Genomic DNA, 21,784 nt, shown 5'->3' on the forward strand with positions numbered 1-21,784 from the left:
CTTGGGTTCCATTCCGTCGTTCACGGGGCTCGTTAGGGTTCCAGAGTTCATCGGTGGCATACCTCGCAGCTCTGGAGCTCATTGGGCCGGCGAATGCGGTAGTGATCCGACAGGAAGGTGCCGAGAGCTTCCTGTGAGGTGAACTTGGTGTAGCTGGCCGGCAGGATTGCGCCCGTCTGCGTATCGGAGTAGGTCTTGCCTGCACCGTTCTTCGCGTTCGGCTCCAGGTCGGTGCCGGTCGAAGAGGACGACTTGCCGTTGGACGCGCCGGCCAGACCGTTGCCCGGATCGTAGTTCGGACCGTTGGTGCTGGTGTCCTGCTGCAGGAACGCAAGCTGCGGATTGCCCTGCTGCGGGTCCTTGGTCACGCAGTTGATCTGCTGGGCCGTGGGTCCGCCCTTGCCGGTTTCCGCGCACCACACTGGCTTGTCGCGGGTGGGTCCGCTCCATGCCATGTTGTAGATTTCGCTGGTCGGGCGGAGGTTCTTCGCCGGGTTGCGGTGGCAGTTCAAACACCACTCCATCTGCAGCGAATTTTCCATGTACATGATGGGCATCTCGTCGACGCGGCCGTGACAGCTGGCGCAGCCGATGCCCTTGTTCACGTGAATTTCGTGATTGAAGTAGACGTAGTCTGGCAGATCGTGCACGCGGATCCACTTGATCGACTGACCGGTCGCCCAGCTCTGGCGTACCGGCTCGAGCATCTGAGCGTTGGTCCAGATCTGCGAGTGGCAGTTCATGCAGGTCTTGGTCGGCGGAATGCCGGCGTAGCCAGCCTTTTCCACGCTCGTGTGGCAGTACTGGCACTGAATGCCCAGACCCTCCACGTGGTGGCGGTGCGAAAAGGGCACCGGCTGATCGGCGCGCTGGCCCTGCCTGGTGACCCAGGGGGAGCGCTGCAGCGAATTCAACGCCACACCCAGCGCGACGACGATCAGTCCGGTAAGAACCAGACCTGCCCGCGCCAGGGCGTTCGAACTGCGGTCAAATACTTGCGCCATCGATGCGTCCTGCTTCTCCCGGACCGGAGCGCTACGGAATCGCTCGGCCCGTCCAAAGAGCGGTGGCTGCTAAGTGCCACCTATGAAACTGTCCCCCGCCTGCTTCACCGGTGGGCCGTGTTCGGGCTGTGCTGCACCCGCGGTCGTTGCGTTTGGCGAGGTCCGAATCAGAGGGAGGCAGGATTTCTGCCGATCTGAGCGAAACTTCGCGGCGTCGGAGGTGTCGGGAACTTCACCAGAACTATAGCAGCGCCGTCCGGCCACAAGCACCGCCGGAGGCCAGAGGTTCCCTACTGGTTTCGTGCATCCTGCGATAATCGTCCGTCGCCAAATCGGGCTCGGCAAAGGTGCCGGCCGCTCGGGCTGAAAGATGGGATCTCGCTCTTTCCAATCTGCCGTCAGAGATACCTGTTGTAAATTGCGTCCGAATCGGTCCGAGTTCATTTCGGGCGATAGTCGTTCCGCCGGAACGTGAAAAACTGACGTATGCCTCGACCCTCGGCCAATCGCAAGCCGCCCTACGACGCTGCGGAAGCGGTCGCCTCGCTGTCCGCGGCAGACCCAAAGCTGGCGCGGCTGATCGGGCGCGCAGGGCCGTTCACGCTTCGCATTTCCGGATCGCAGTCGCCGTTCGAGGCGCTGGCTGAATCCATTGTGTTTCAGCAGCTTCACGGCAAGGCGGCCCGCGCCATCCACACTCGGCTTTTGGAAAGCTTCCATGAAGTCTGCGGTGTCGGCGTTCACCCTTCCGCGCAGGACCTGCTGGACTGCCCGACGCCGCAATTGCGAGGGGCCGGGCTCAGCGCGAACAAGACGCTGGCGCTCCGTGACCTGGCCGCCAAGACGCTGGATGGCACGGTTCCGACTCTGGCCCGCATTCGGCGCATGGACGACGAAAGCATCATCGAGCACCTGACCCAGGTACGCGGCATTGGCCGCTGGACCGTGGAGATGTTCCTGATGTTTCGCCTGGGACGGCCAGACGTACTGCCGGTGAGCGACTACGGCGTGCGGAAGGGGTTCGCTCTCACCTTTGGCAAGCTGAAGCCCGAGGACAAGGTGACCCCAGCCGATCTGCCCAAGCCAGACGAAATGCTGAAGCGGGCCAGGAAGTGGCACCCATGGTGCTCGGTGGCCAGTTGGTATCTGTGGCGCGCGTGCGATCTGGCGAAGCCGGACGCGGCAAGCAAGCAGCCGGCCTGACCCGGCGCAAAGGTGCTGCGCCCGCAATGGGACAATAGAGCCATGGCTTCCGAACGCATTGTCGGCATCGACCTGGGCACCACCAACTCGCTTGTGGCGTACCTGCAAGACGGCAAACCGACCGTCATTCCCGGCGAAGACGGGTCGCCCATTGTTCCGTCGGTGGTTGCCATCAACGGTGGCGACGTGCAGGTGGGCAATGCCGCGCGTGCCACGCTGCTGAGCGAGCCGGGCAACACCGTCTACTCCGCCAAGCGACTGATGGGCCGGGGCATCGCGGATGTTCGGGACGAACTGCAACTGTTCCCGTTCCACATCGTGAACCAGGATGAGGCCGATGCCCCGTTGAAGCTGAAGGTAGGCGACCGCACGCTGACGCCGCCCGAAATTGGCGCACTAGTGCTGCAGCAGTTAAAACGCAACGCCGAGCGCTTTTTCGGCACGCCCGTGACCAAGGCCGTCGTCACGGTTCCCGCCTACTTCAACGACGCGCAGCGCCAAGCGACGAAGGACGCGGGCCGCATCGCGGGTCTGGAAGTGCTGCGTCTGGTCAACGAGCCAACCGCGGCCGCGCTGGCCTACGGCCTGGACCGCGCCAAGGCCGGTACCGTCGCGGTGTACGACTTCGGCGGCGGCACGTTTGACGTGTCGATCCTTAAGCTGCACGACGGCATCTTCGAGGTGATCGCCACCAACGGCGACACGCACCTGGGCGGCGACGACATCGACAACCTGCTGCTGCGCATCGCCCTGGACGAGATCCGCAACGAGTTCTTCCCCGGTTACACCGATGCACAACTCCCCGCCGCGCTTCTACAGAAGGTGCGCAACGCCGTGATCGAGGCGAAGATCGCGCTTTCATCGGAAGAGATCGCGAAGCTGAACATCGACCTGAGCGACTTCGGCCGTGACCTTACCGGGGAGCCGCGGCGCTACCAGCGCGAAATCTCCCGCGAGCAGTTTGAGCAGTTGATTGCGCCCGTGATCGCACGCACCGCCGGCCCGGCGAAACAGGCGATGAAGGATGCAGGCATTACGCCGGCAGAGATCCAGGAAGTCGTTCTGGTTGGCGGATCGACACGCATCCCGGCTGTTCGTGCGCTGGTGAGCGAAGTCTTCGAGCTTGCAGTGCGAGGCAAAAAGCCCCACACGGAACTGAACCCTGACGAGGTCGTCGCTTTGGGTGCCGCGGTGCAGGCCGACATTCTGGGCGGCGGCTCCGCCGCGACCAGCGATCTGCTGCTGCTGGACGTGACGCCCCTCTCGCTCGGCATTGAGGCACTGGGCGGCGTAGTGGCCAAGATCATTCAACGGAACAGCACCATCCCGGCAAGCGCGACCGAGCACTTCACGACCGGCGTTGACGGCCAGACCAACGTCGCGATCCACGTGCTGCAGGGCGAGCGGGAGCTGGCCAAGGATTGCCGATCGCTGGCGCGCTTCGATCTGAAAGGCATACCGCCGATGACGGCGGGGCTGCCGCGCATCGAGGTCAAGTTCCTGATCGATGCCAACGGCATTCTGCAGGTAAGCGCGCGCGAACAGCGCAGCGGCACCGAATCGCAAGTAGAGGTAAAGCCCAGCTACGGCCTGACCGACGAGCAGGTTGAGACGATGATCCTCGACAGCTTCGACAACGCCGAGGCCGACCTGAGCGAACGCCAGGTGATCGAGGCAAAGAACGAAGCGCAGACGATCCTGGACGCCGTGCAGAAAGGCGAGAAGCACCCGGCGTGGCAGCAGCTCAGCTTCAACGAGATCCAGGACATTAAGGCCGCGGTGCTGGAGCTGGAAGCAAGCGTCAAGGGCGGCGATTACAAGATCATCCGTCGCGGCATTGAAACTCTCGACAAGCACACTCGGCGCTTCGCCGAGTTGATGATGGACTCCGCCGTATCCTCGGCTCTGACCGGCCAGACGATGAACGCGGCGGGCGAGTCCATGGGCGATGGCCCGAGTGCGCCACACCCGTTTGCACCCGCGCAGATTGAGGAAACGAAAAAGCCGGAGTAACTGTTGCACCGCGTGTCTCATGTTGACGCGACGGCATAACCGTTCCGTCACACAGGACACCATCTCACTGCTTGTATGCCGCACTGCATGGCAGCGCGGCAAGGAGAGTGTGATGGCAAAGATCCAAAGCGTGCAGCAGTTGACCACGGTCGCAATGAGCTATGTGCTCGACATGGAAGAGAAGATTGCGGAGGCCGCGCCCAAGTGGGCCGAAGCCGCGTCCGATCCTGACCTGAAGCAACTGTTCGGCAAGACCGCAACCAAGAGCAAGGAATACGCGCAGCGCGTGGAGCAGGCATTTGGCAAGCTGGGCAGCCAGGTGGAGCGCAATGACAACCACGTGACGGCCGCAATGCTGCACGAGGTGGACGGCATGATCCAGAACACCGATGCCGGTCCCATTCGCGACTCGGCACTGATCGTTGCGGCGAACCAGCAGCAGCTCTTCCGCGTGGCGTCGTACGGTTCCATCGAGAGCTATGCCAAGGTGATCGGAAAGCAGGACGCGGTCAGCGAGATCAAGGCATCGCTGGAAGACAGCAAGGGTGGCGACCAGAAGTTCACGGAACTTGCGGAAAGCAAAATCAACCAACAGGCGGCCGAAGCGGGACAGCAGATGGCGAACGCGTAATATCCCCGCGCAAAGCACGAAGGCGAGCCGCATTGGCTCGCCTTTTCCTGTTCACATAGCGTTTCGTTACTCGCCCTTGTAATCCACAAACAGATCCGGGTAGGTCGCTTTCAGCGACTTGATCTTGGGCACATCGCATACCTGGATGTACGGGTTGTCGGGATTGCGCAGCGCGTAGTCCTGGTGGTAGTCCTCCGCACGGTAAAAGCCGTTCAGCGGGGTCACTTGCGTGACGATCGGCGCGTTGAACAAGTGCGCGGCATTCAGTTGCGCGATGTAGGCCTTCGCGATCCCCTGCTGCTGAGGATTGGAAAAGAAGATGGCCGAGCGGTAGCTTGTACCCTCATCCGGCCCCTGCCGGTTCAACTGCGTGGGATCGTGTGCGACCGAGAAGAAGATGCGCAGCAGACCGCCGTACGTGATGACGGACGGATCGTACGTCACCTTCACCGATTCGGCATGGCCCGTCGTCTCTGTGGTCACCTGGTCGTAGGTCGCGGTCTCTTTTGACCCGCCGGAGTAACCCACCTCGGTTGCCGTCACGCCCTTTACCCGTTCAAACACGGACTGCGTGCCCCAGAAGCATCCGCCGGCGAAGACCGCGGTCTGCAGCGGCTCTTTCGCCAAGGGCGTGTCGTGCTGCGGCAGCGGGAACTTGCGGACGGCAGAGCTGGCTGCTGATGCGCCTGCAACGGGCGCGGCATGGCAGCCGGTTAGCGGCAGAAGCACAGCACAGGCGAGCAGGGCGGAGCGAACGGCGTTCATACCCATTGGACTCGGTCGCAACCCGCGCGGGTGCACGCAAGACTCGCGTTCGCAAGCAGGACTCGATGCGATGTTTACGGTATGCAAAGAGGCGGACCGTTAGACCATCGCCGCAGAACCGCTCAGTCGCGCTCGCGCCGGTAGTCCCCGCTCTTGCCGCCGCTCTTACTCAGCAAAACGATCTCCCGGATACGAATGCCCTTATCCAGCGCCTTGGTCATGTCGTACACGGTCAACGCAGCGACGCTCGCCGCGGTCATGGCCTCCATCTCTACGCCGGTGCCGGCCACGGTCGCGGCGGTGGCGCGAATGCGGACGCCGCCTCCGGTGCGCAGCAGCTCGGCAGGGTGGACAACAGTCGCTTCCACGTCGATGAAGCTAAGCGGCAGCGGGTGGCACATGGGGATGAGGTCGGCAGTTTTCTTGGCAGCCATGATGCCCGCGAAGCGCGCGACCTCCAGCGGATTGCCCTTGGGGTTCTGCGGCAACGCAGCGAGTACCTCGGCGTTGAGTTCAACGAAGGCCTCGGCCACGGCCTCGCGCCGTGTGGCGGACTTCGCGCTCACGTCGACCATGTAGGCCTCGCCCGCGGCGTTGTAGTGGCTCAGGCTTGTGGGTGCTCCAGCCGGTGCTGCGGATTTCTTGCTCACAGGTCCTCCCCGCGCATCATGCGCATGCCGATCAGCAGCAGAGCCACATCGGCCACGATCCAAGGCCAGCGCGGGCTCGCGATGCGGTGGTTGTAGATGCTGCCGCGCGACAGCAGAAAGCCGCCCAGGATCACCAGGACGGGCGCGAAGACAGCCAACGCCACAAGAGCACGGCCAAAGGACGCACGACGTATGCCGGCACGCACCGCGCCCGCACGGGTCTGCTCGTCTCTTGCGGCATTGTCCTTTTCGGGTCTCACACTGCCAGCGTATCGCAGCCACGGCAGTAACTTTCTCGGGCAAACCTGCGTCTCCACACGTGTGCGCCCGCTCGTTGCTTCCGTGCTTGCTTCCGCGCTGCTGCCCGTACGCGTCGCCGCGACACAGCAGATCCGGACGGCAGCGCAGACGGGAATCCCTTCGCGCATCCAGATCCTTGCTCCTGCAGCGACGCCTGCGGCAACTGCAGCACTCTCCCACCGCAACACTCACAGCAAGCTCACCATCGATGCTGCCGCAGCGGACTGGACCGACACCGGCGTTCCGGTACTGGCCGGCGACGCGCTCACCTTCGAGGCCAGCGGCAGCATTCAACTCGGCGACCACACGCTCTCTCCGGACGGTGCTACGCGCGGCTGGCGCGACATGCTGCGGCGTTTTCCGGTGGACACTGCCAATGCCGGCGCCCTGGTTGGCCGCATCGGCAGCCGCGCCGCGGCGGTGCCGTTCACCGTGGGCGCGCAGTCCACGCTGACGGCAACAGAGAGCGGCAATCTCTTCCTCCGCGTGAACGCCAGCAACGAGCTCCCGGCGGTGGGCCAGCTCCGCGTGCAAGTGCGCGTCACAGCCGCTGGTGCGACGCCGGCAGAAACGCCCAACACGCTGCGGACGCCGGCAAACCTCCTGAGCACGCTCTCTCCGGCGACGATGGATGCCCTGCCGCGCCGCGTTGCCGACCGCGACGGCGAGCCGGGCGACGCCACAAACTTCGCGCTGCTTGGCACCGAGCAGCAGGTGCGAACGGCTCTGGCGAATGCTGGCTGGCTTGAGGTGGATGCGAACGCGCCGGCAGCGCTGGTGCATGGCCTCTTGAATACGTTGCAGCACAAGCCCTACGTTGAGGTGCCGATGAGCACGCTGTACCTCTTTGGCCGGCCTCAGGATCTTGGGTTTGCCCGCGCTTCGGCCATTACGGTTGCGACGGAGCGACACCACCTGCGCTGCTGGAACAGCGGCGTGACTGTTGGCGGAGTGCCGCTTTGGATCGGCGCTGCCACGCACGATGTCGGCCTGGAGCGTGATCAGCGTAACGGCCAGGTGACGCACCGCATTGCGCCAGAGATCGACCAGGAGCGCGACTTCCTGCGCGACTCATTGCAGGGCAGCGGCGGAGTAGCTGCAGCGGCCTACTTTACGCCGCTGAACCCGGTGCACCAGGCGCGCACCGCCACCGGTGGCAGCTTCACCACGGACGGTCGCATGTTGGTGGTCCAGCTCCGCTGAACCCGTGTCAGCAGCGACACGGATGCGCTACGCTGTTCGCGCGTGCCAGAAGCACGCCGAGGTGGATCGATGCAGGAACGAACCACAGTCATCCCTTCTATGCGTTATCACGATGCCGACGCAGCCATCCAGTGGCTGGAACGTGCTCTCGGCTTTACGCAGCACGCCGTGTACCGTCATCCGGATAAGGGTCACGTGGTCCATGCGGAGCTGGTGCATCGCCGCAGTCGCGGTGGTGTTGGCATGGTCATGCTGGGCAGCACACACAACGAATCCGAAATGGCGACGCATTATCGCCGGCCAGCCGAGGTCGGCGGAGTCACCTCAAGCGCGTACCTGATCGTGGACGACTGCGACCCGGTCTACGCAGCAGCGCAAAGCACCAGTGCGGAGATCCTAATGACACTGCGGACCATGGACTACGGCGGCAAAGCGTTCGCCGTCCGCGACCCGGAAGGACATATCTGGTCCGTGGGTGAGTACGATCCGTTTGCTCTGCTAACTGCCTAGCCGCGGTATGGGTGCTTGGCTGTGCGCAGGCCGTGCTTACCGGTGGTGAACTCCAGTGCCAGTTGCAGGTGGAACTCCGCCAAGGCGGCATTGCGGTGGCGCCGGTACCGCTCGGCCAGTGCTGACTTCTTGCCCAGCGTGCGCGCGGCAGCACACTCCAGCGTGAGCCAGTCGTGCCACGCTCCGCCCGCTTCCTGCAGGTATTCGAAGCGCTGCGCCAAGCGCTTTGCTTCGGACGAACCTTCCGGCAGGCTCTCGGCCATGTAGCGGCACTGCTTGGCGACCTTGCGCAGGTCGTGCAGCGTGTCTTCGTCCAGACGCTGCAATCGCTGTAGCGCATGGGCGCGGTCCGGGTGACGGTCGGCCTGCAGCACGACGCGAGCCCTCGCTGCAAACCAGTTCTGAATCTGCTCGCTCAGTTCGGGCGCGGTAAACGTGCGCGGACGGCTGCCGGAGGTCGAGCCGATCACACTGCGAAGAGCGTGCATGGCCCGGGACAGATCCTCGCTCTCGGCCTTCAGGGTGCCCGTGAGCTCTCCCGTTTCACGATCGCGTTTCTTGTGCAGCTTCTTCAGCAGCTTCTGCGCTTCGCGGCGTACCTGATCGCCGTGCGATCCGTTGTGTACCGCCGCGCTGTCGGGCATGTCCGCTTCGATCATGTCGATCTGCACGTCCATGTCGCGCACCGTGGCAGCCGCACGTCGCACGCGCCGCAGCAGCCGCTGCACCTCGTCCGCCTGCTCGTTGTGCTCGGGAATGCCGGGCAGGAGGCTGACCAGCACTAGCTGCGCCTCCATGCGGCGGGTACTGGTGCGCAGGCGATGTACGGGACTCTTGTCCGCACTGGTTTGCGCAACGAGCATGGCGCTCTCCAGGGCCTGGATCTGGCTGTCGAGCAAACTGCTCGCCACAATGTGCCGGGCTGAACTCACACAGGTATAGATGCAAAGGCGCCACGGTGGTCTCTTTGCCGTCGCAGCATCTGTCTTCGCACCGTCACGGCGAAGCTGCGCTGCGATCGCAAGATGACACCTGTCATGCCTCAGCAATGAAACATGCGCTGGGGCTGCGCACGCCCGGCGCTTACTCTGACTGTGTTGGATCCAGCCGCCCCGTAGCAAGGCAGCCGAAGAAAGAGAGCTCCATGTCGACCAGCACGCTTTCCATGCCCGCAGCCAATACCGCCAATCCGGCCCTGGCCAGCCAGGTGGCACCCCCGGCGCAGTTGACCGGCGTAACCCATCGCTACGGCTCAGGAGCGGCCGCGCACGTTGCGCTCGATCGTTTTTCGTTGACGGTGCGTCCCGGCGAGGTCCTTGCATTGCTGGGTCCGAACGGCGCAGGCAAGACGACCGCGATCAAGCTGCTGCTGGGTCTGCTGCGGCCCACAGAGGGCACCGCCACCGTCTTCGGCGGCAGCCCGCTGGAAACGCGTACCCGCGAGCGTCTGGGCGCCATGCTGCAGGTGGCCCGTGTGCCCGAGACGCTGACCGCAAGCGAGTACCTGGACCTGTTCCGCAGCTACTACCCGCGGCCGCTGCCGCAGGATGAGGTCATTCGCATTGCCGGCTTGCAGGAGATCGCCAAGAAGCAGTTCAAGGACCTGAGCGGCGGTCAAAAACAACGGCTGCTGTTTGCTCTTGCAATCTGCGGCGACCCCGATCTGGTCTTCCTAGACGAGCCCACGCTGGGCATGGACATTGAGACTCGCCATGCGCTGTGGGCGCAGGTTCGCGCGCTGAGTGAGCGCGGCAAGTCCGTTCTGCTGACCACGCACTACCTGGAAGAGGCCGACACCCTGGCGCACCGCATCGCCGTGATCGCACGCGGCCGCGTAATCGCCGAGGGCACGCCCGTCGACATCAAGGCGCAGGTCAGCGGCCGCAAGGTGCGCTGCGTCACCGAAGTTCCCGAAGCGCAACTGCGCGCCCTGCCCGGCGTCATCGACGTGGAGTACATCGGTTCTGCTGTGACGCTGACCGTGAAGCAGGCCGAGCCCGTGCTGCGCGCCCTGCTGCCGCTGGACTCCTCGCTGCACTCGCTGGAAGTGACCAGCCCCAACCTGGAAGACGCCTTTCTCGCCCTTACGCAAGACAAGTAAAGCCACTCGCAACCGAGACCGCTTCAGGAGCACGCCATGAGCACCGCCGCCACGCTTCCCGCCCGCGCACCGCAGTTTCCGCTGTACGTGAAAGAAACCAAGTACGAGTTCCTGCGCCTCTTGCGCGCCCGCGCCTTTTCCGTCGCCACCATCGGCTTTCCGGTCATGTTTTACCTCTTGTTTGGCGTGGTGGTGGGCAACAGTTCGCCCGATGGCCAGTGGCGCGCCAAATACCTTTTGGGCACCTACTGCATCTTTGGCCTGGTGGGCTGCTGCCTGTTCAGCATCTGCGTCACGCTGGCCAACGAGCGTGCGCTGGGCTGGCTGGAATTGAAGCAGGCCAGCCCCATGCCTGCGCCCGCGTACCTGCTCGCCAAGCTGCTGACCGCCGCCGCCTTTGGTGCCATCATTCTCGCCATCCTGACCACGTGCGGCATCCAGTTCGGCCACGCTGTGGTTCCCGCGAACCAGCTTCGCCACTTGGTGGAAGTGGTGCTGGCCGGCACGCTGCCCTTTGCTGCCATGGGTTTGCTATTGAGCATGGTGGTTCCTCCTAACGCGGCTGCCGGCGTGGTGAACCTGATTTACCTGCCCATGAGCTTCCTCTCTGGCCTGTGGATTCCGCTGGGCGGCCTGCCCAAGTGGATCAGCAGCGTGGCCCCGGCGCTGCCCACCTGGCACATGGGCCAACTGGCGCTTTGGGCGCTGGGCTACGGCTCAAAATGGCAGCCTTGGCAGCACGTGGTGTGGCTCGCGGCCTTTACCGTGGTGGCGCTCCTGCTCACCGTATTTCTGTTCCGCCGCAACGCCGCCAAGGCGTAAGCCTCACGTACCAAAGCAGGTACTGCCTACTCCCGGGTCCACAGTGGCCCGGGAGTAGTTCTTGCTGCGTTTTTGAAGCTCGTACACGATTGCCCAAGAAGCTGTGCAACAACACAAATCTCACGGCTGCACTGCTCCTGGTGCAAGGTGACAGCGCGTAGGAGGTGCGCTAGCCTGTAACTCCGAAAGGCGAATAAAAGGCGAACAACCATGCCAGCCCTCACCGCAGCCCTCCTCAAGTCCCAGATCGAAGCTCAGCTCGCCCACCGCATCCCCGCAGCGCTGTCGCCCATGGCGCGCGAGGAGGCCGAGCGGCAGCCGCTGCACGATCCGCGGCTTACGGAGTTGCTGGGTGGCGGCGTTCCCGTGGGCGGCATCACGGAAATTCATGGGCAGGCCTGCTCTGGCCGCACTTCCGTAGCGTTATCCCTGGCTGCTGCGGTCACTGCTGCGGAGCGGGTGGTCGCCTGGATTGACGTGAGCGACGAGCTGGACCCCGAGACCGCCGCGCTGTTTGGCGTAGACCTGGAACGGCTGCTATGGGTGCGCTGCGGCGCGCCTGCGCAGGAGAAGTCGCCAAGGTCAGCAGCCCTGCCCTCGCAGAAAGCGGATCCGGACACCAGGGAGCCTGCCGCGATTGCCTCCATGGAGAGCGCCCCCGCGGAGCCGAACCTGGTCGCCACGAATCACACGCCGCGTCCGGTGGGAAATGGTGGCTGCGGTAGCCCGCACCCGCGCGGCGAAGGCCGCGGCATGGCCGAAGCGATCGACGCGCTCCTGCAGCAGCAGCCACGCTCGGCCGCGATTCCGGATCGCCGCGCACGAAAGAAAATCGGCACGCCCGGCATGCCCAACCGCGACATTGCGCAAGCGATGAAGCCGCAGAGCGTGAGCCATCATGTGGCCATGGTGCTGGGCAAGGCCGCCAGGTTCCCTACCGGCAAGCCAGTCACTTCCGCAAAGAGCAATCTAGTTCCGCCAGAAGAGATCGTGCCCACCAACGGCAGCCTGTTCGGCCGGCAGGTGGAGCGCAAGGTGAGCTGTGGCTCGAACCGTCTGCCTTCTGCGGCAGACGCGCCAATCGGCTCTACCCGGTTGCCACCGGCGCAGCGGCCGCCCATGCCGTTTCCACATGCGTCGCCTTATCGCGAGGAGCAGATTCCGACCGACCGGCAGCCCTCGCGCCGCGCACAGCCGATTGCACCGCAGAAACCCAAACCACGCCAGGACGTGCAAGGCCTGAATGCACTCGCTGCACGCCGCAAGGATGGCGCCGAGGATGTGTGGGCACCGCTTGACCAGGCGCTGCGCAGCGTCGATCTGCTGCTGCAGGCCGGTGGCTTCAGCCTGCTTGTGCTCGACCTGAGTTCCCTGCCTGCAGACAAAGTGTGGCGTATTCCACTGGCCACCTGGTTCCGGTTCCGCGCCGGCTGCGAACGCTCGCGTGGCAGCCTTGTCGTTCTGTCGCAACATCCGTGCGCTCGCGCCAGCGCCGACCTTACCGTCTCGCTGCGCCGCAAGGAGCTGCACACCGAAGGCAACCGCATCCTGACCGGCAGCAGCATCAGCGTGGAATTGGAGCAGCAGCGCCGTGGGACCGGGACGACCGTTGCACCTCTGGATCGCTTTGCATCGCAAAGCAAAGTCGTTCCGTTCCGCAAGCCGGTGCAATCGGACCATCGCGCACACACACCGGAACCGCTGTGGAAGGCTGACACGCACTGGAGCGTGCGCGCGTGAGCCCGATCCACCAGCCGCGCTTCCTTTGCGTGCACGTACCGGAGTTCCCGGCGCAGGCGCGGCTGCGGCACCGTCCGGCTTTGCGCGGCAAAGCGATCGCAATCCTCGACGGAACACCACCGCTCGAAACTGTATGCAGCACCACCCGGCTGGCACGTCAGAAAGGCGTTCGCCAGGGCACCACGCGCGCCGAGTTGGACAGCTTCCCCGGCGTCGAAGCGCTGCGCCGCTCCCGCAGTGAAGAAGACAGCGCCGCCGCCGCTCTGCTGGCAGCAGTGTGGCAGGTCTCACCGCGCGTGCAGGTGCTTGCGCCTCGCAACGCAGCGCATCGCGTGGTGGTCGACATCGCCGGAACCGAACGCATCTTTGGTCCGCCCGCGCAGGTTGCGCGCAACGTGTTGCAGCAGGTGCGCGCCCTGGGCCTGCTGGCGCATCTGTGTGTCAGCGACAACTTCCACACCGCTGTATGCGCCGCACCCTACGCAGGCGGCAAGCCCGCCGTAGTTGCTCACGGAGCAGAGCGCGCCACGCTGGCACCGCTGCCACTCTCAGCGCTGGACGGCGTAGAAGAAGAGCAGCGCGACACCTTTGCCCTGTGGGGCTTGCACACGCTGGGCGATTTGGCCGCACTGCCGGAAACACAACTGGTCGCGCGCATGGGGCAGGCTGGCCGACGCCTGTGGCTGCAGGCACGCGGCGAACATCCACACCTGATGCAGCCTGCCGAAGACCGTTTCACGCTGGAGGAGCGCACCGAGTTCGACGCCCCTGTCGATCTGCTCGACTCGCTCTTGTTCGTGCTGCGGCCCATGCTGGAGCAACTGGTACTGCGCGCGAATCAACGTGCGCTCGCACTGGCCAGTGTGACGGTGCGGCTCTCGCTGACGAACCATGCGGCGGAGGACACCGCCATCGCGCCCGAAGCCACGCAGTTTGAGCGCACGGTCAAGCCTGCGCTGCCGCTGGCGGACAGCCGCATTCTCCTGAAGCTGTTGCACCTGGACCTGCAGGCGCACCCGCCGGGAGCTCCGATCGTTGCCGTGCACTTGCACGCAGAGCCGGGCGACCAGACGCGTGCGCAGCTCGGCATGTTCAGCCCGCAACTGCCTGAGCCGTCACGGCTGGATGTGACGCTGGCGCGCATCCGCGCCCTGGTTGGCGAGGGCCGCGTCGGACGGCCGAAACTGCTCGATACGCATGCACCGGAAAGCTATGTTGTCGATACGTTCGCACCCCATCTGCGCGCGAGCGGCAGCGCAAGCAAAACTCATTCCATCTATCACCCTGCGCTGCATGGAGATCCACTGAACTACCAGGAGCAAGCGAGTAGCTTTGCATCGCAAAGCAGGTCGCTCGCCCTGCGCCGCTTGCGGCCACCCGTGCTGCTGAAGATGCACACGGCAGAAAAGCAGCCCAAACTTTTCTTCTGGCGAGGCACGCGATACGAAGTCGCCACCGCATTCGGCCCATGGCGTCGCAGCGGGAATTGGTGGACCACTTCTGCATGGTCGCAGGAAGAGTGGGATGTTACCGCGAACAGCAGCAGCGGCGACACACTGGTGTGCCGCATCGCGCGCGACATTATGCACCGCCACTGGCTGCTGGAAGGCATCTATGACTAAGGCCGAAGCCAACCGCGGCTACGTGGAGCTGCACAGCAACAGCGCCTTCAGCTTCCTGGAGGCGGCCTCGCTGCCCGAAGCGCTCATCCACGCCGCGCACGATGCCGACCTGCCCGCCATGGCGCTCCTGGATCGCAACGGCTTCTACGGCTCGCCACGTTTCCATACCATCGCGAAGGACAACAAGATCAAGGCGCATGTGGGCGCCGAGATCGCTGTTCCCGACCTGGGCATGCGACTCACGCCACCGTCCGCGCTGCCGCACCAGCACCGGCCCGAGCCCGCGCGCATCCCGCTGCTGTGCACGAACCAAACGGCGTACCAGAACCTGAGCCAGATGATCACGCGGTTCAAGATGCGGCAGCCCGGCAAGTGCGAGGGCTTCGCCGAGCTGGACGATCTGCGCGAATTCAGCAACGGCCTGCTCTGCATGACAGGCGGCGACGAAGGCCCGCTGTGGGCCGCGCTCTATCGCGGAGGCGAAGCGGAGGGCCGCCGCGTCGTCGAAGACCTGACCCACATCTTCGGCAGGCACAACGTGTACATCGAACTGCAACGCCATGGCAGCCGTCATGAGGAAGCCTGCAACCAGGCAGCGTTACGCATCGCCGAATCACTGCACCTGCCCGTGGTCGCCACCAACGGCGTGCGTTACGCCACGCCCTACGAACGCGAGGTGCTCGACATCTTCACCGGCATTCGTCACGGCTGCTCTTTGGATGAGGCCGGCCGCCTCTTGCAGACCAACTCGCAGCGCCACGTCCGCAACGCTGCGGACATGCGCAAGCTCTTTGCTGACATTCCAGAAGCGGTCGAGAACACGCTGCTCATTTCGCAGCGGTTGGACTTCCAGCTGGAAGATCTTGGCTACACCTTCCCCACATACGACACGCCAAACGGCGAGCCGATGAAGCAGTATCTGCGCAAGCAGGTATACAACGGCATTCAAACCCGCTACGGTCCGAAGCGCGATTCGGGCCTGATGGAGCGTGCGAAAAAGCAGGCCGAACGCGAGCTGAAGCTGATTGAAAAACTCGGCTTTGAGGGTTACTTTCTCATCGTTCAGGACATCGTGCAGCATTGCAAAACGAACGACATCCTCATCCAGGGTCGCGGCAGCGCGGCGAACTCAGTGGTTTGCTATGCGCTCGAAATTACGGCAATCGATCCCGTAGGCATGAACCTGTTGTTCGAACGGTTCCTGAGCGAAAGCCGCAACGAGTGGCCCGACATCGACCTGGACCTGCCCAGCGGCGACCGTCGTGAGCAGGCAATCCGGCACGTATACGACACCTACGGCGAACTGGGCGCAGCCATGACTGCCAACGTGATCACCTATCGCGGCAAGAGCGCGGCACGCGAGGTGGGCAAGGCACTTGGCTTTGACGAAGAAACACTGGGCCGCCTGAGCGGTCTAATCGGCCAGTGGGAATGGCGCCGCAAGGACGAGACGCTGGGTGACAACTTCCGGCACGCCGGCTTTGACCTGCAGCACTGGCGCATCGCGAAGTATGTGGAACTGTGCGAGCGCCTGCAGGACCTGCCACGGCACCTGGGCCAGCACTCCGGCGGCATGGTCATCTGCAAAGGCCACCTGAACCGCTTCGTTCCGCTGGAGCGCGCCAGCATGGCGGGCCGCAGCGTTGTGCAGTGGGACAAGGAAGATTGCGGCAACCTGGGCCTGATCAAAATCGATCTCCTGGGCCTGGGCATGATGGCCGTAATGAAGGATTGCCTCACGCTTATCCCCGAGCACTACGGCCACAAAGTCGACCTGGCGCAACTGCCGCCAGACGATTCCGAAGAGATGAAGCCGGTGTGGGAGACGCTGTGCAAGGCCGACACCGTCGGCATGTTCCAGGTGGAAAGCCGCGCGCAGATGGCATCGCTGCCGCGCAACCGGCCAACGAGGTTCTACGACATCGTCGTGCAGGTCGCCATCATTCGGCCTGGCCCCATCGTCGGCAAGATGATGCACCCCTACATGCGCCGCCGCCAGAAGCGCGAAGAGGTTAGCTATCCATGCGAAGAACTGAAGCCCGTGCTGGAACGCACGCTCGGCGTTCCGCTGTTTCAGGAACAATTACTGCGCATGGCCATGGTCGTCGGTGACTTCAGCGGTGCCGAGGCCGAAGAGCTGCGCAAAGCCGTTGGCATGCGCCGCAGTTGGGAGCGCCTGGGCGAACTAATGGCCAAGCTGCGCGAAGGCATGACGCGGCGCAACCTGCCCGAGCACACTCAGGAGGCGATCGTAGGCAGCATTCAGGGCTTCGCGCTGTACGGCTTTCCGGAATCGCACGCCGCCAGCTTTGCGCTGATCGCGTTTGCGTCGGCGTACTTCAAGGTGAAGTACCTGGCCGCGTTCACCTGCGCCATGCTCAACAACCAGCCCATGGGCTTCTATACGCCGGCTGTATTGGTGAAGGATGCGCAGCGCCACGGCCTGCGCGTGAAGCACGTCGACATTCAACGCAGCGAAGTTGCCTGCACGGTGGAGCACGAGCCTTGCGGTTCGCTCTCGCTGCGACTCGGCTTCAACTACGTGCGCAGCATGAAGGCGACGGTGGCGCAGGCGATTGTCGAAGAGCGCGACCGCAACGGTCTGTTCGGCACAACGCACGATCTTGCCATGCGCGTGCCTGCGTTACGGCGCAGCGACCTTGCACAGCTAGGCCGCATTGGCGCATTGAACTCACTGGAAGGTGTGGGGCATCGTCGTGATGCACTGTGGCAGGTGGAGCAGTGCGGCCGTCCCGCCGGACCGCTGCTGCAGCACCTGGAAGGCGACACTGAAACTTCTCCCTTGCTGCAGATGCGTACTGACGAGCGGCTGGTGGCGGACTACGGCGGCACCGGACTGACCACCGATCACCACCCCATGGCCTACCGCCGCGCGGAGCTGCGCAGCATGGGCATCCTCTCCGCGCGCGACCTGAAGAGCCGCCATACCGGCGAGTACGTAACCGCTGCCGGATGCGTGATCGCCCGGCAACGCCCCGGCACCGCGCTCGGCTTCATCTTTCTATCCATGGAAGACGAGACCGGCATCAGCAACGTGATAGTGCACCCGGATCTGTACGAGCGCGAACGCGTGACCGTAACGCAGGGCAAGTTCCTGCGCGTATGGGGCAAGCTGCAAAACACCGACAGCGTCGTCCACGTGAAAGCCGAGACGATCGAAGTGCTGCAAACCGCGCCCATGGCCGTGCGCTCGCACGATTTCCACTAGCGGCTTAGGTCTGCAACAAACGGCTTGTTTGTAAGGCTGGTGGCCAGAGACGGGATCGAACCGCTGCGCTGCGCGTGTACTAAAAGTGAGTGGTGGCCAGAGACGGGATCGAACCGCCGACGCCGGCCTTTTCAGGGCCGCGCTCTACCACTGAGCTATCTGGCCATGGTGCTTCACGAGAGGTGAATCCCATAGAGGCTGCCGCCGGGCGGCGCAGCCGGTTGCGGTCCTGGCGAGGATCAGCAACCTGAGTAGTATACCGAAAACTTGGGGCCGGTCACGTCGTACTCTGAAGAGACCCCACATAGAGCTTCTTTGGACGGACGCCCATGCACTTCCCTTCGTATCTCCTGCTGCGCCGCGCCTTGCTGGCCACGGCACTCGTGGTTGCCGGTTGCACCGCTACCGATCCACTCGCGCAGGCGCCGGCCGTCTCCGCGCGCGAGGCCCGGGTGGCCCAGCGCCTGGAGGCCGCGCGCAACTCGCCACCTGCGCTTCGGGCCATGCTCACCGCCTTTCCAAAGGGCGGCGATCTTCACATGCATCTCTCCGGCGCGGTGTATGCCGAGACCTTCATCCACGAAGCAGCTGCAGAGAACCTGTGCGCCGACCCCGTCAAGCTGCTGCTTCTGCCCAACATCGGAACGACCAAGTCGATTCCACCCAGGCCGGTCTGCGCGGAAGGCACAGTCCCCGCGGCAAACGCGCTGACCAACCAGAAGCTCTATGACGCCCTGATCGACAGCTTCAGCATGCGGACGTTTGTGCCAACCTCTGGCACCAGCGGCCACGACCAGTTCTTTGCCACCTTTCCGCGCTTCAGCGGCCTGAGCAAGCACAACCTTCCGGAATGGCTGGATGAAGTAGCAACCCGTGCGGCCGCGCAAAACGAGCAGTATCTGGAGATCATGCACACGCCCGACGTGGTGCCCGTGGCCAGGCTGGCCGCCGGTGCCACGCTCGACCCGGCAAATCCCGAGCCGTTCTACCAGTACCTGCTGGCCCACGGCATCCGCGATCTGGCGAAGCAGGCGACGGACGAAATGCAGAGCGCAATGCAAGCTCGCCGCGAACGCGAGCACTGCGACACTGCACAGGCGCAGCCTGCGTGCCAGGTACAGATCCGGATGCTGTACCAGGTGCTGCGTGCCTTGCCGCTGCCGACCGTCTTCGCGCAAAGCGTCATGGCATACGAGATGGGCACCGCCGCGGCGAACGATCCCAACTACGTGGGCCTGAACTACGTGCAGCCGGAGGACACGCTGGCCAGCATGAGCCAGTATTCGGCGGAGATGCATCTGCTGCAATTCCTGCAGAGCAAGTACAAGACTCAGCCGCGGCACGCTCGCCTGAGCCTGCACGCAGGCGAACTGACCCTGGGCCTGGTGCCTCCCGACGGCCTGCGCTTCCACATTCGCGAGGCGATCGAGATTGCCGGAGCCGAACGCATCGGCCACGGGGACGACGTGGCCTACGAAACGGACGCGCCCGCTCTGCTGCGAGAGATGGCCGCGAAACACGTCTCCGTCGAGATCAATCTCAGTTCCAACGACGGCATCCTCGGCATTCGGGGCGCCGACCACCCGCTCGCCATCTACCGTGCCGCTGGCGTCCCGTTTCATCTTTCGACCGATGATGAAGGCGTCTCCCGCATCGACCTGACTAACGAATACGTGCGCGCCGTAACCGACCAGCACCTGACTTATTCCGCGCTGAAGCAGAGCGCACGCGCCTCGCTGGAGCACAGCTTTTTGCATGGGGACAGCTTGTGGTCCGCCCCTGACCGCTTCACGGCCACGCGAAGCGGATGCCCCCTGCCCGCGCGGAGCACGGACGTGCCGGGCAGCACCTGTCAGACGCTCTTTCACAGCAGCGACAAGGCGCTGCAGCAGTGGGAACTCGAACGCCGCTTCATCGCCTTTGAAGAGAGCACACTCGCTCAGCCCGCAGCCTACAATGGGCTCGCATCCACATCCCGCGCGCAGGGCTCGCAGAGTGGGCGCAATCCATCTGAGGCTTTCTGATGAAGCGTGTTCTCTCGATCCTCGGCCAGTCCGTCCTCTTCTTTCTCACCGCGATCGCGGGCATGCTGTGGCGCCCGTTTCACGTAACCCATGTGATCGCGCAACAGGGCTACACGCGCCGGCAGTATGAGTTCGACTGGCTGCTCTGTGACGGCATTCTCTACCTGCTGCTATTGCTTGTCTCCCTGCTTGCGCGACGCATCCGCACGGGCTGGATCAGCACGACAGTAGCGTTCGTGCTGACCGTGGTTGTCATCGCGCTCTTTACTAAGATCGGCTACAAGGACGCGAACCTGCTGTACAGCCGTTAGCTTGGACTCGCCGGACCAACTGCCGCTTCGCTAGCTCTATTGCCGCTTGCGGCAGCGTTACTGTCGAACGTAGATGCGATAGCTAGCCGTATGTTTTTTTGTAGTCGCCAGATGCGTGCGGTCCACGCGATAGTTTGCCAGGAGCCACTCGGCGAACGCCGGCCAGCGTTCCAGTTTCGTCAGGTCACGGTCATCCTGGTGCGGCCAGTTGTGCGCCGTCAGAACGATGACGCGTGGCGGATTCGCCTGCATCTCCCGCAGGAATCGCTGCTGGTATTCAGTAAGCACCGAAGACGCAGACTCGGGATACGGAAACAGCATGTGGTCGTTGACGAAGCCGGTAGTCTGCACCAGCCGCAGATCGTAAGCCGCGCCGATACATCCGCCCAGCGTCATGTCCAGGCACTGGAACTGTCCGCTAAGCGAGTGACCGCCCAGCGACTGCAAATCTGCAATCAGCGCCTGCTGCGTTCCATAGGGGTACTCGGCGTTGTCGCGGTTGTGCCAGAACTTGGCGGGCAGCCGTATTGCGCACAGGAACACGAACATCACCGCAGCCACTCGCACATCGAAACCGCGCATGGCGCGAGAGGCCCACGCCGTTGTCCAGACGCGCTGTGCCAGCACAAAACCTAGCACCGCGGCGCACAGCACAAACGGGTACACGTGATACGGGAAGCCCTTGCGCTGCACCAGGTACATCACCACGCCGCACGCCGCGCCTACCGCCAGCAGCAGATCCCGGAGGCGGAGCCAACTACGAGCGCGCACAAAGAGGTAGAGCACCAACGCCAGCGCGGCCAGCACCGGGTACAGCAACACCCCCAGCAGCATGCGGTGCCAGGTGGCGCGGTTCAGCGTTCCGTACCACGCACCCAATGTGCGCTCAGTGTGCAGAAATGCGTCGAACGCACCGGGCCAGTGCGCGAAGTACAGCACAGTGGCCAGCACCGGCGGCACTGCGCCAAGAAGCGACCACACCAGAACCGCGCGCCACCGATCGCGCATGTGCCACAGCACCATGGCAAGCAGAACTGCCGGCAGCAATATCGCGAACGGCTTGATCGCGCAGCACCATCCCGCCAGCGCGAAGCAGCCCGCCATCCATCGTGCATCGCGGCGATCCACGGCTTCGGCAGCGCAGGCCAGCGCCAGCAGCCACAGGCCGGCAATCAGCCAATCGCGTTCTGCAATGTCGAAAGCGGCGTCGTTCAGATGCAACGTCCAGGTGAACATGGCTCCGGCAATGCCGGCCATGCGATACCCGCGACCAGCGATCCACGCCGCACCTGCAACCGCGAGCAGGCCCATGAGGACGTCCCACCGCCACAGCCCGGCCGCGGTCGCGCCAAACACGTGCATGCCGAACCACTCGGTCATCAGCGCGCCCGGCAGATTCATTTCAATCATCCCGGTATACGGCGCGCGGCCCGATCCGACCATGAAGACGACATAGTGCAGGATGGCCGAATCGTGCACGATGGGCCATGTGCGCTCATACAGCACCAGCCGCAGCAGGAACGCGGCAAGCGGCACCATCGCCGCCCAGCGAGCGAGTACCGGCCAGGACGGAATGCGAAACGGCGATGCGTCCGGATGCGGCGGCGTCTGTCCCGCATCGCCGCGTGTCAGCGTTGACCTCGTCCCGGCGAGCAC

General features: G+C 64.1%; 18 protein-coding genes and 1 tRNA gene. 12 read left to right on the forward strand and 7 right to left on the reverse strand.

Annotation, left to right across the window (positions count from 1 at the left end):
• Window positions 1-47: 47 nt before the first annotated feature.
• Window positions 48-1,004, reverse strand: a complete 957-nt coding sequence (locus OHL12_RS11315) for a cytochrome c3 family protein (RefSeq protein WP_263413919.1) — start codon at window positions 1,002-1,004, stop codon at window positions 48-50.
• A 486-nt stretch (window positions 1,005-1,490) separates the two neighbouring features.
• Here OHL12_RS11315 and OHL12_RS11320 point away from each other — a divergent pair, with 486 nt between their 5' ends.
• From OHL12_RS11320 to OHL12_RS11330, 3 genes are all read left to right on the forward strand, one after another.
• Complete coding sequence (locus OHL12_RS11320) at window positions 1,491-2,207, forward strand: DNA-3-methyladenine glycosylase family protein (RefSeq protein ID WP_263413920.1); 717 nt, start codon at window positions 1,491-1,493, stop codon at window positions 2,205-2,207.
• 42 nt (window positions 2,208-2,249) lie between these two features.
• On the forward strand, window positions 2,250-4,220 hold the full coding sequence (hscA, locus tag OHL12_RS11325) for a Fe-S protein assembly chaperone HscA (RefSeq protein ID WP_263413921.1): 1,971 nt from the start codon (window positions 2,250-2,252) through the stop codon (window positions 4,218-4,220).
• A 112-nt stretch (window positions 4,221-4,332) separates the two neighbouring features.
• Window positions 4,333-4,851 carry a YciE/YciF ferroxidase family protein gene (locus OHL12_RS11330; protein ID WP_263413922.1) on the forward strand — a complete coding sequence of 173 codons (519 nt, stop codon included), beginning with the start codon at window positions 4,333-4,335 and terminating at the stop codon, window positions 4,849-4,851.
• Window positions 4,852-4,917: 66 nt separating this feature from the next.
• On the opposite strand, the gene msrA is transcribed toward OHL12_RS11330, so the two are convergent.
• The 3 genes from msrA to OHL12_RS11345 form a co-directional block, all read right to left on the reverse strand.
• Window positions 4,918-5,622: a peptide-methionine (S)-S-oxide reductase MsrA gene (gene msrA / locus OHL12_RS11335; RefSeq protein ID WP_263413923.1), complete on the reverse strand. Its 705-nt coding sequence runs from the start codon at window positions 5,620-5,622 to the stop codon at window positions 4,918-4,920.
• Between the two features lie 116 nt (window positions 5,623-5,738).
• Window positions 5,739-6,266, reverse strand: a complete 528-nt coding sequence (gene moaC / locus OHL12_RS11340; protein WP_263413924.1) for a cyclic pyranopterin monophosphate synthase MoaC — start codon at window positions 6,264-6,266, stop codon at window positions 5,739-5,741.
• Entirely contained in the window at window positions 6,263-6,526 is a 264-nt protein-coding gene (locus OHL12_RS11345; protein ID WP_263413925.1) for a hypothetical protein, read from the reverse strand. Before OHL12_RS11345 ends, moaC begins: the two co-directional genes overlap by 4 nt.
• Before the next feature lie 61 nt (window positions 6,527-6,587).
• On the opposite strand from OHL12_RS11345, the gene OHL12_RS11350 reads away from it, so the two are divergent.
• Together OHL12_RS11350 and OHL12_RS11355 are read left to right on the forward strand one after the other, a co-directional pair.
• Window positions 6,588-7,769, forward strand: a complete 1,182-nt coding sequence (locus OHL12_RS11350) for an LssY C-terminal domain-containing protein (RefSeq protein WP_263413926.1) — start codon at window positions 6,588-6,590, stop codon at window positions 7,767-7,769.
• 99 nt (window positions 7,770-7,868) lie between these two features.
• Window positions 7,869-8,279 (forward strand): VOC family protein, encoded by a 411-nt coding sequence (locus OHL12_RS11355; protein ID WP_263413927.1) that lies wholly within the window; start codon window positions 7,869-7,871, stop codon window positions 8,277-8,279.
• Here OHL12_RS11355 and OHL12_RS11360 read toward each other — a convergent pair.
• Window positions 8,276-9,211 (reverse strand): CHAD domain-containing protein, encoded by a 936-nt coding sequence (locus OHL12_RS11360; RefSeq protein WP_263413928.1) that lies wholly within the window; start codon window positions 9,209-9,211, stop codon window positions 8,276-8,278. The genes OHL12_RS11355 and OHL12_RS11360 overlap by 4 nt on opposite strands.
• Window positions 9,212-9,423: 212 nt before the next feature.
• Here OHL12_RS11360 and OHL12_RS11365 point away from each other — a divergent pair, with 212 nt between their 5' ends.
• The 5 genes from OHL12_RS11365 to OHL12_RS11385 all read left to right on the forward strand — a co-directional run bounded on the left by OHL12_RS11365 (window position 9,424) and on the right by OHL12_RS11385 (window position 17,793).
• A complete protein-coding gene (locus OHL12_RS11365; RefSeq protein ID WP_263413929.1) occupies window positions 9,424-10,380 on the forward strand; it encodes an ABC transporter ATP-binding protein in 957 nt (318 codons plus the stop codon).
• A 36-nt stretch (window positions 10,381-10,416) separates the two neighbouring features.
• Window positions 10,417-11,202, forward strand: coding sequence for an ABC transporter permease (locus tag OHL12_RS11370; RefSeq protein WP_263413930.1), 786 nt, complete (start codon window positions 10,417-10,419; stop codon window positions 11,200-11,202).
• Between the two features lie 210 nt (window positions 11,203-11,412).
• Window positions 11,413-12,942 (forward strand): P-loop NTPase family protein, encoded by a 1,530-nt coding sequence (locus OHL12_RS11375; protein WP_263413931.1) that lies wholly within the window; start codon window positions 11,413-11,415, stop codon window positions 12,940-12,942.
• Window positions 12,939-14,564, forward strand: a complete 1,626-nt coding sequence (locus OHL12_RS11380) for a DNA polymerase Y family protein (RefSeq protein ID WP_263413932.1) — start codon at window positions 12,939-12,941, stop codon at window positions 14,562-14,564. Before OHL12_RS11375 ends, OHL12_RS11380 begins: the two co-directional genes overlap by 4 nt.
• Window positions 14,557-17,793 carry a DNA polymerase III subunit alpha gene (locus tag OHL12_RS11385; RefSeq protein ID WP_263413933.1) on the forward strand — a complete coding sequence of 1,079 codons (3,237 nt, stop codon included), beginning with the start codon at window positions 14,557-14,559 and terminating at the stop codon, window positions 17,791-17,793. Before OHL12_RS11380 ends, OHL12_RS11385 begins: the two co-directional genes overlap by 8 nt.
• A gap of 90 nt (window positions 17,794-17,883) precedes the next feature.
• Here OHL12_RS11385 and OHL12_RS11390 read toward each other — a convergent pair.
• Window positions 17,884-17,958 (reverse strand) — tRNA-Phe (locus OHL12_RS11390).
• Between the two features lie 164 nt (window positions 17,959-18,122).
• Between OHL12_RS11390 and OHL12_RS11395 the strand changes: the two genes are divergently transcribed.
• Both OHL12_RS11395 and OHL12_RS11400 read left to right on the forward strand, forming a co-directional pair.
• The gene (locus OHL12_RS11395; protein WP_263413934.1) at window positions 18,123-19,817 is read left to right on the forward strand and encodes an amidohydrolase family protein; all 1,695 of its coding nucleotides are present in this window, start codon (window positions 18,123-18,125) and stop codon (window positions 19,815-19,817) included.
• Window positions 19,817-20,128: a hypothetical protein gene (locus OHL12_RS11400; protein ID WP_263413935.1), complete on the forward strand. Its 312-nt coding sequence runs from the start codon at window positions 19,817-19,819 to the stop codon at window positions 20,126-20,128. Before OHL12_RS11395 ends, OHL12_RS11400 begins: the two co-directional genes overlap by 1 nt.
• A gap of 57 nt (window positions 20,129-20,185) precedes the next feature.
• Here the strand turns inward: OHL12_RS11400 and OHL12_RS11405 are convergent, their stop codons facing one another.
• Complete coding sequence (locus tag OHL12_RS11405) at window positions 20,186-21,784, reverse strand: glycosyltransferase family 39 protein (RefSeq protein ID WP_263413936.1); 1,599 nt, start codon at window positions 21,782-21,784, stop codon at window positions 20,186-20,188.

It is taken from the genome of Terriglobus aquaticus, assembly GCF_025685415.1.
GTDB classification, from domain to species: domain Bacteria; phylum Acidobacteriota; class Terriglobia; order Terriglobales; family Acidobacteriaceae; genus Terriglobus; species Terriglobus aquaticus.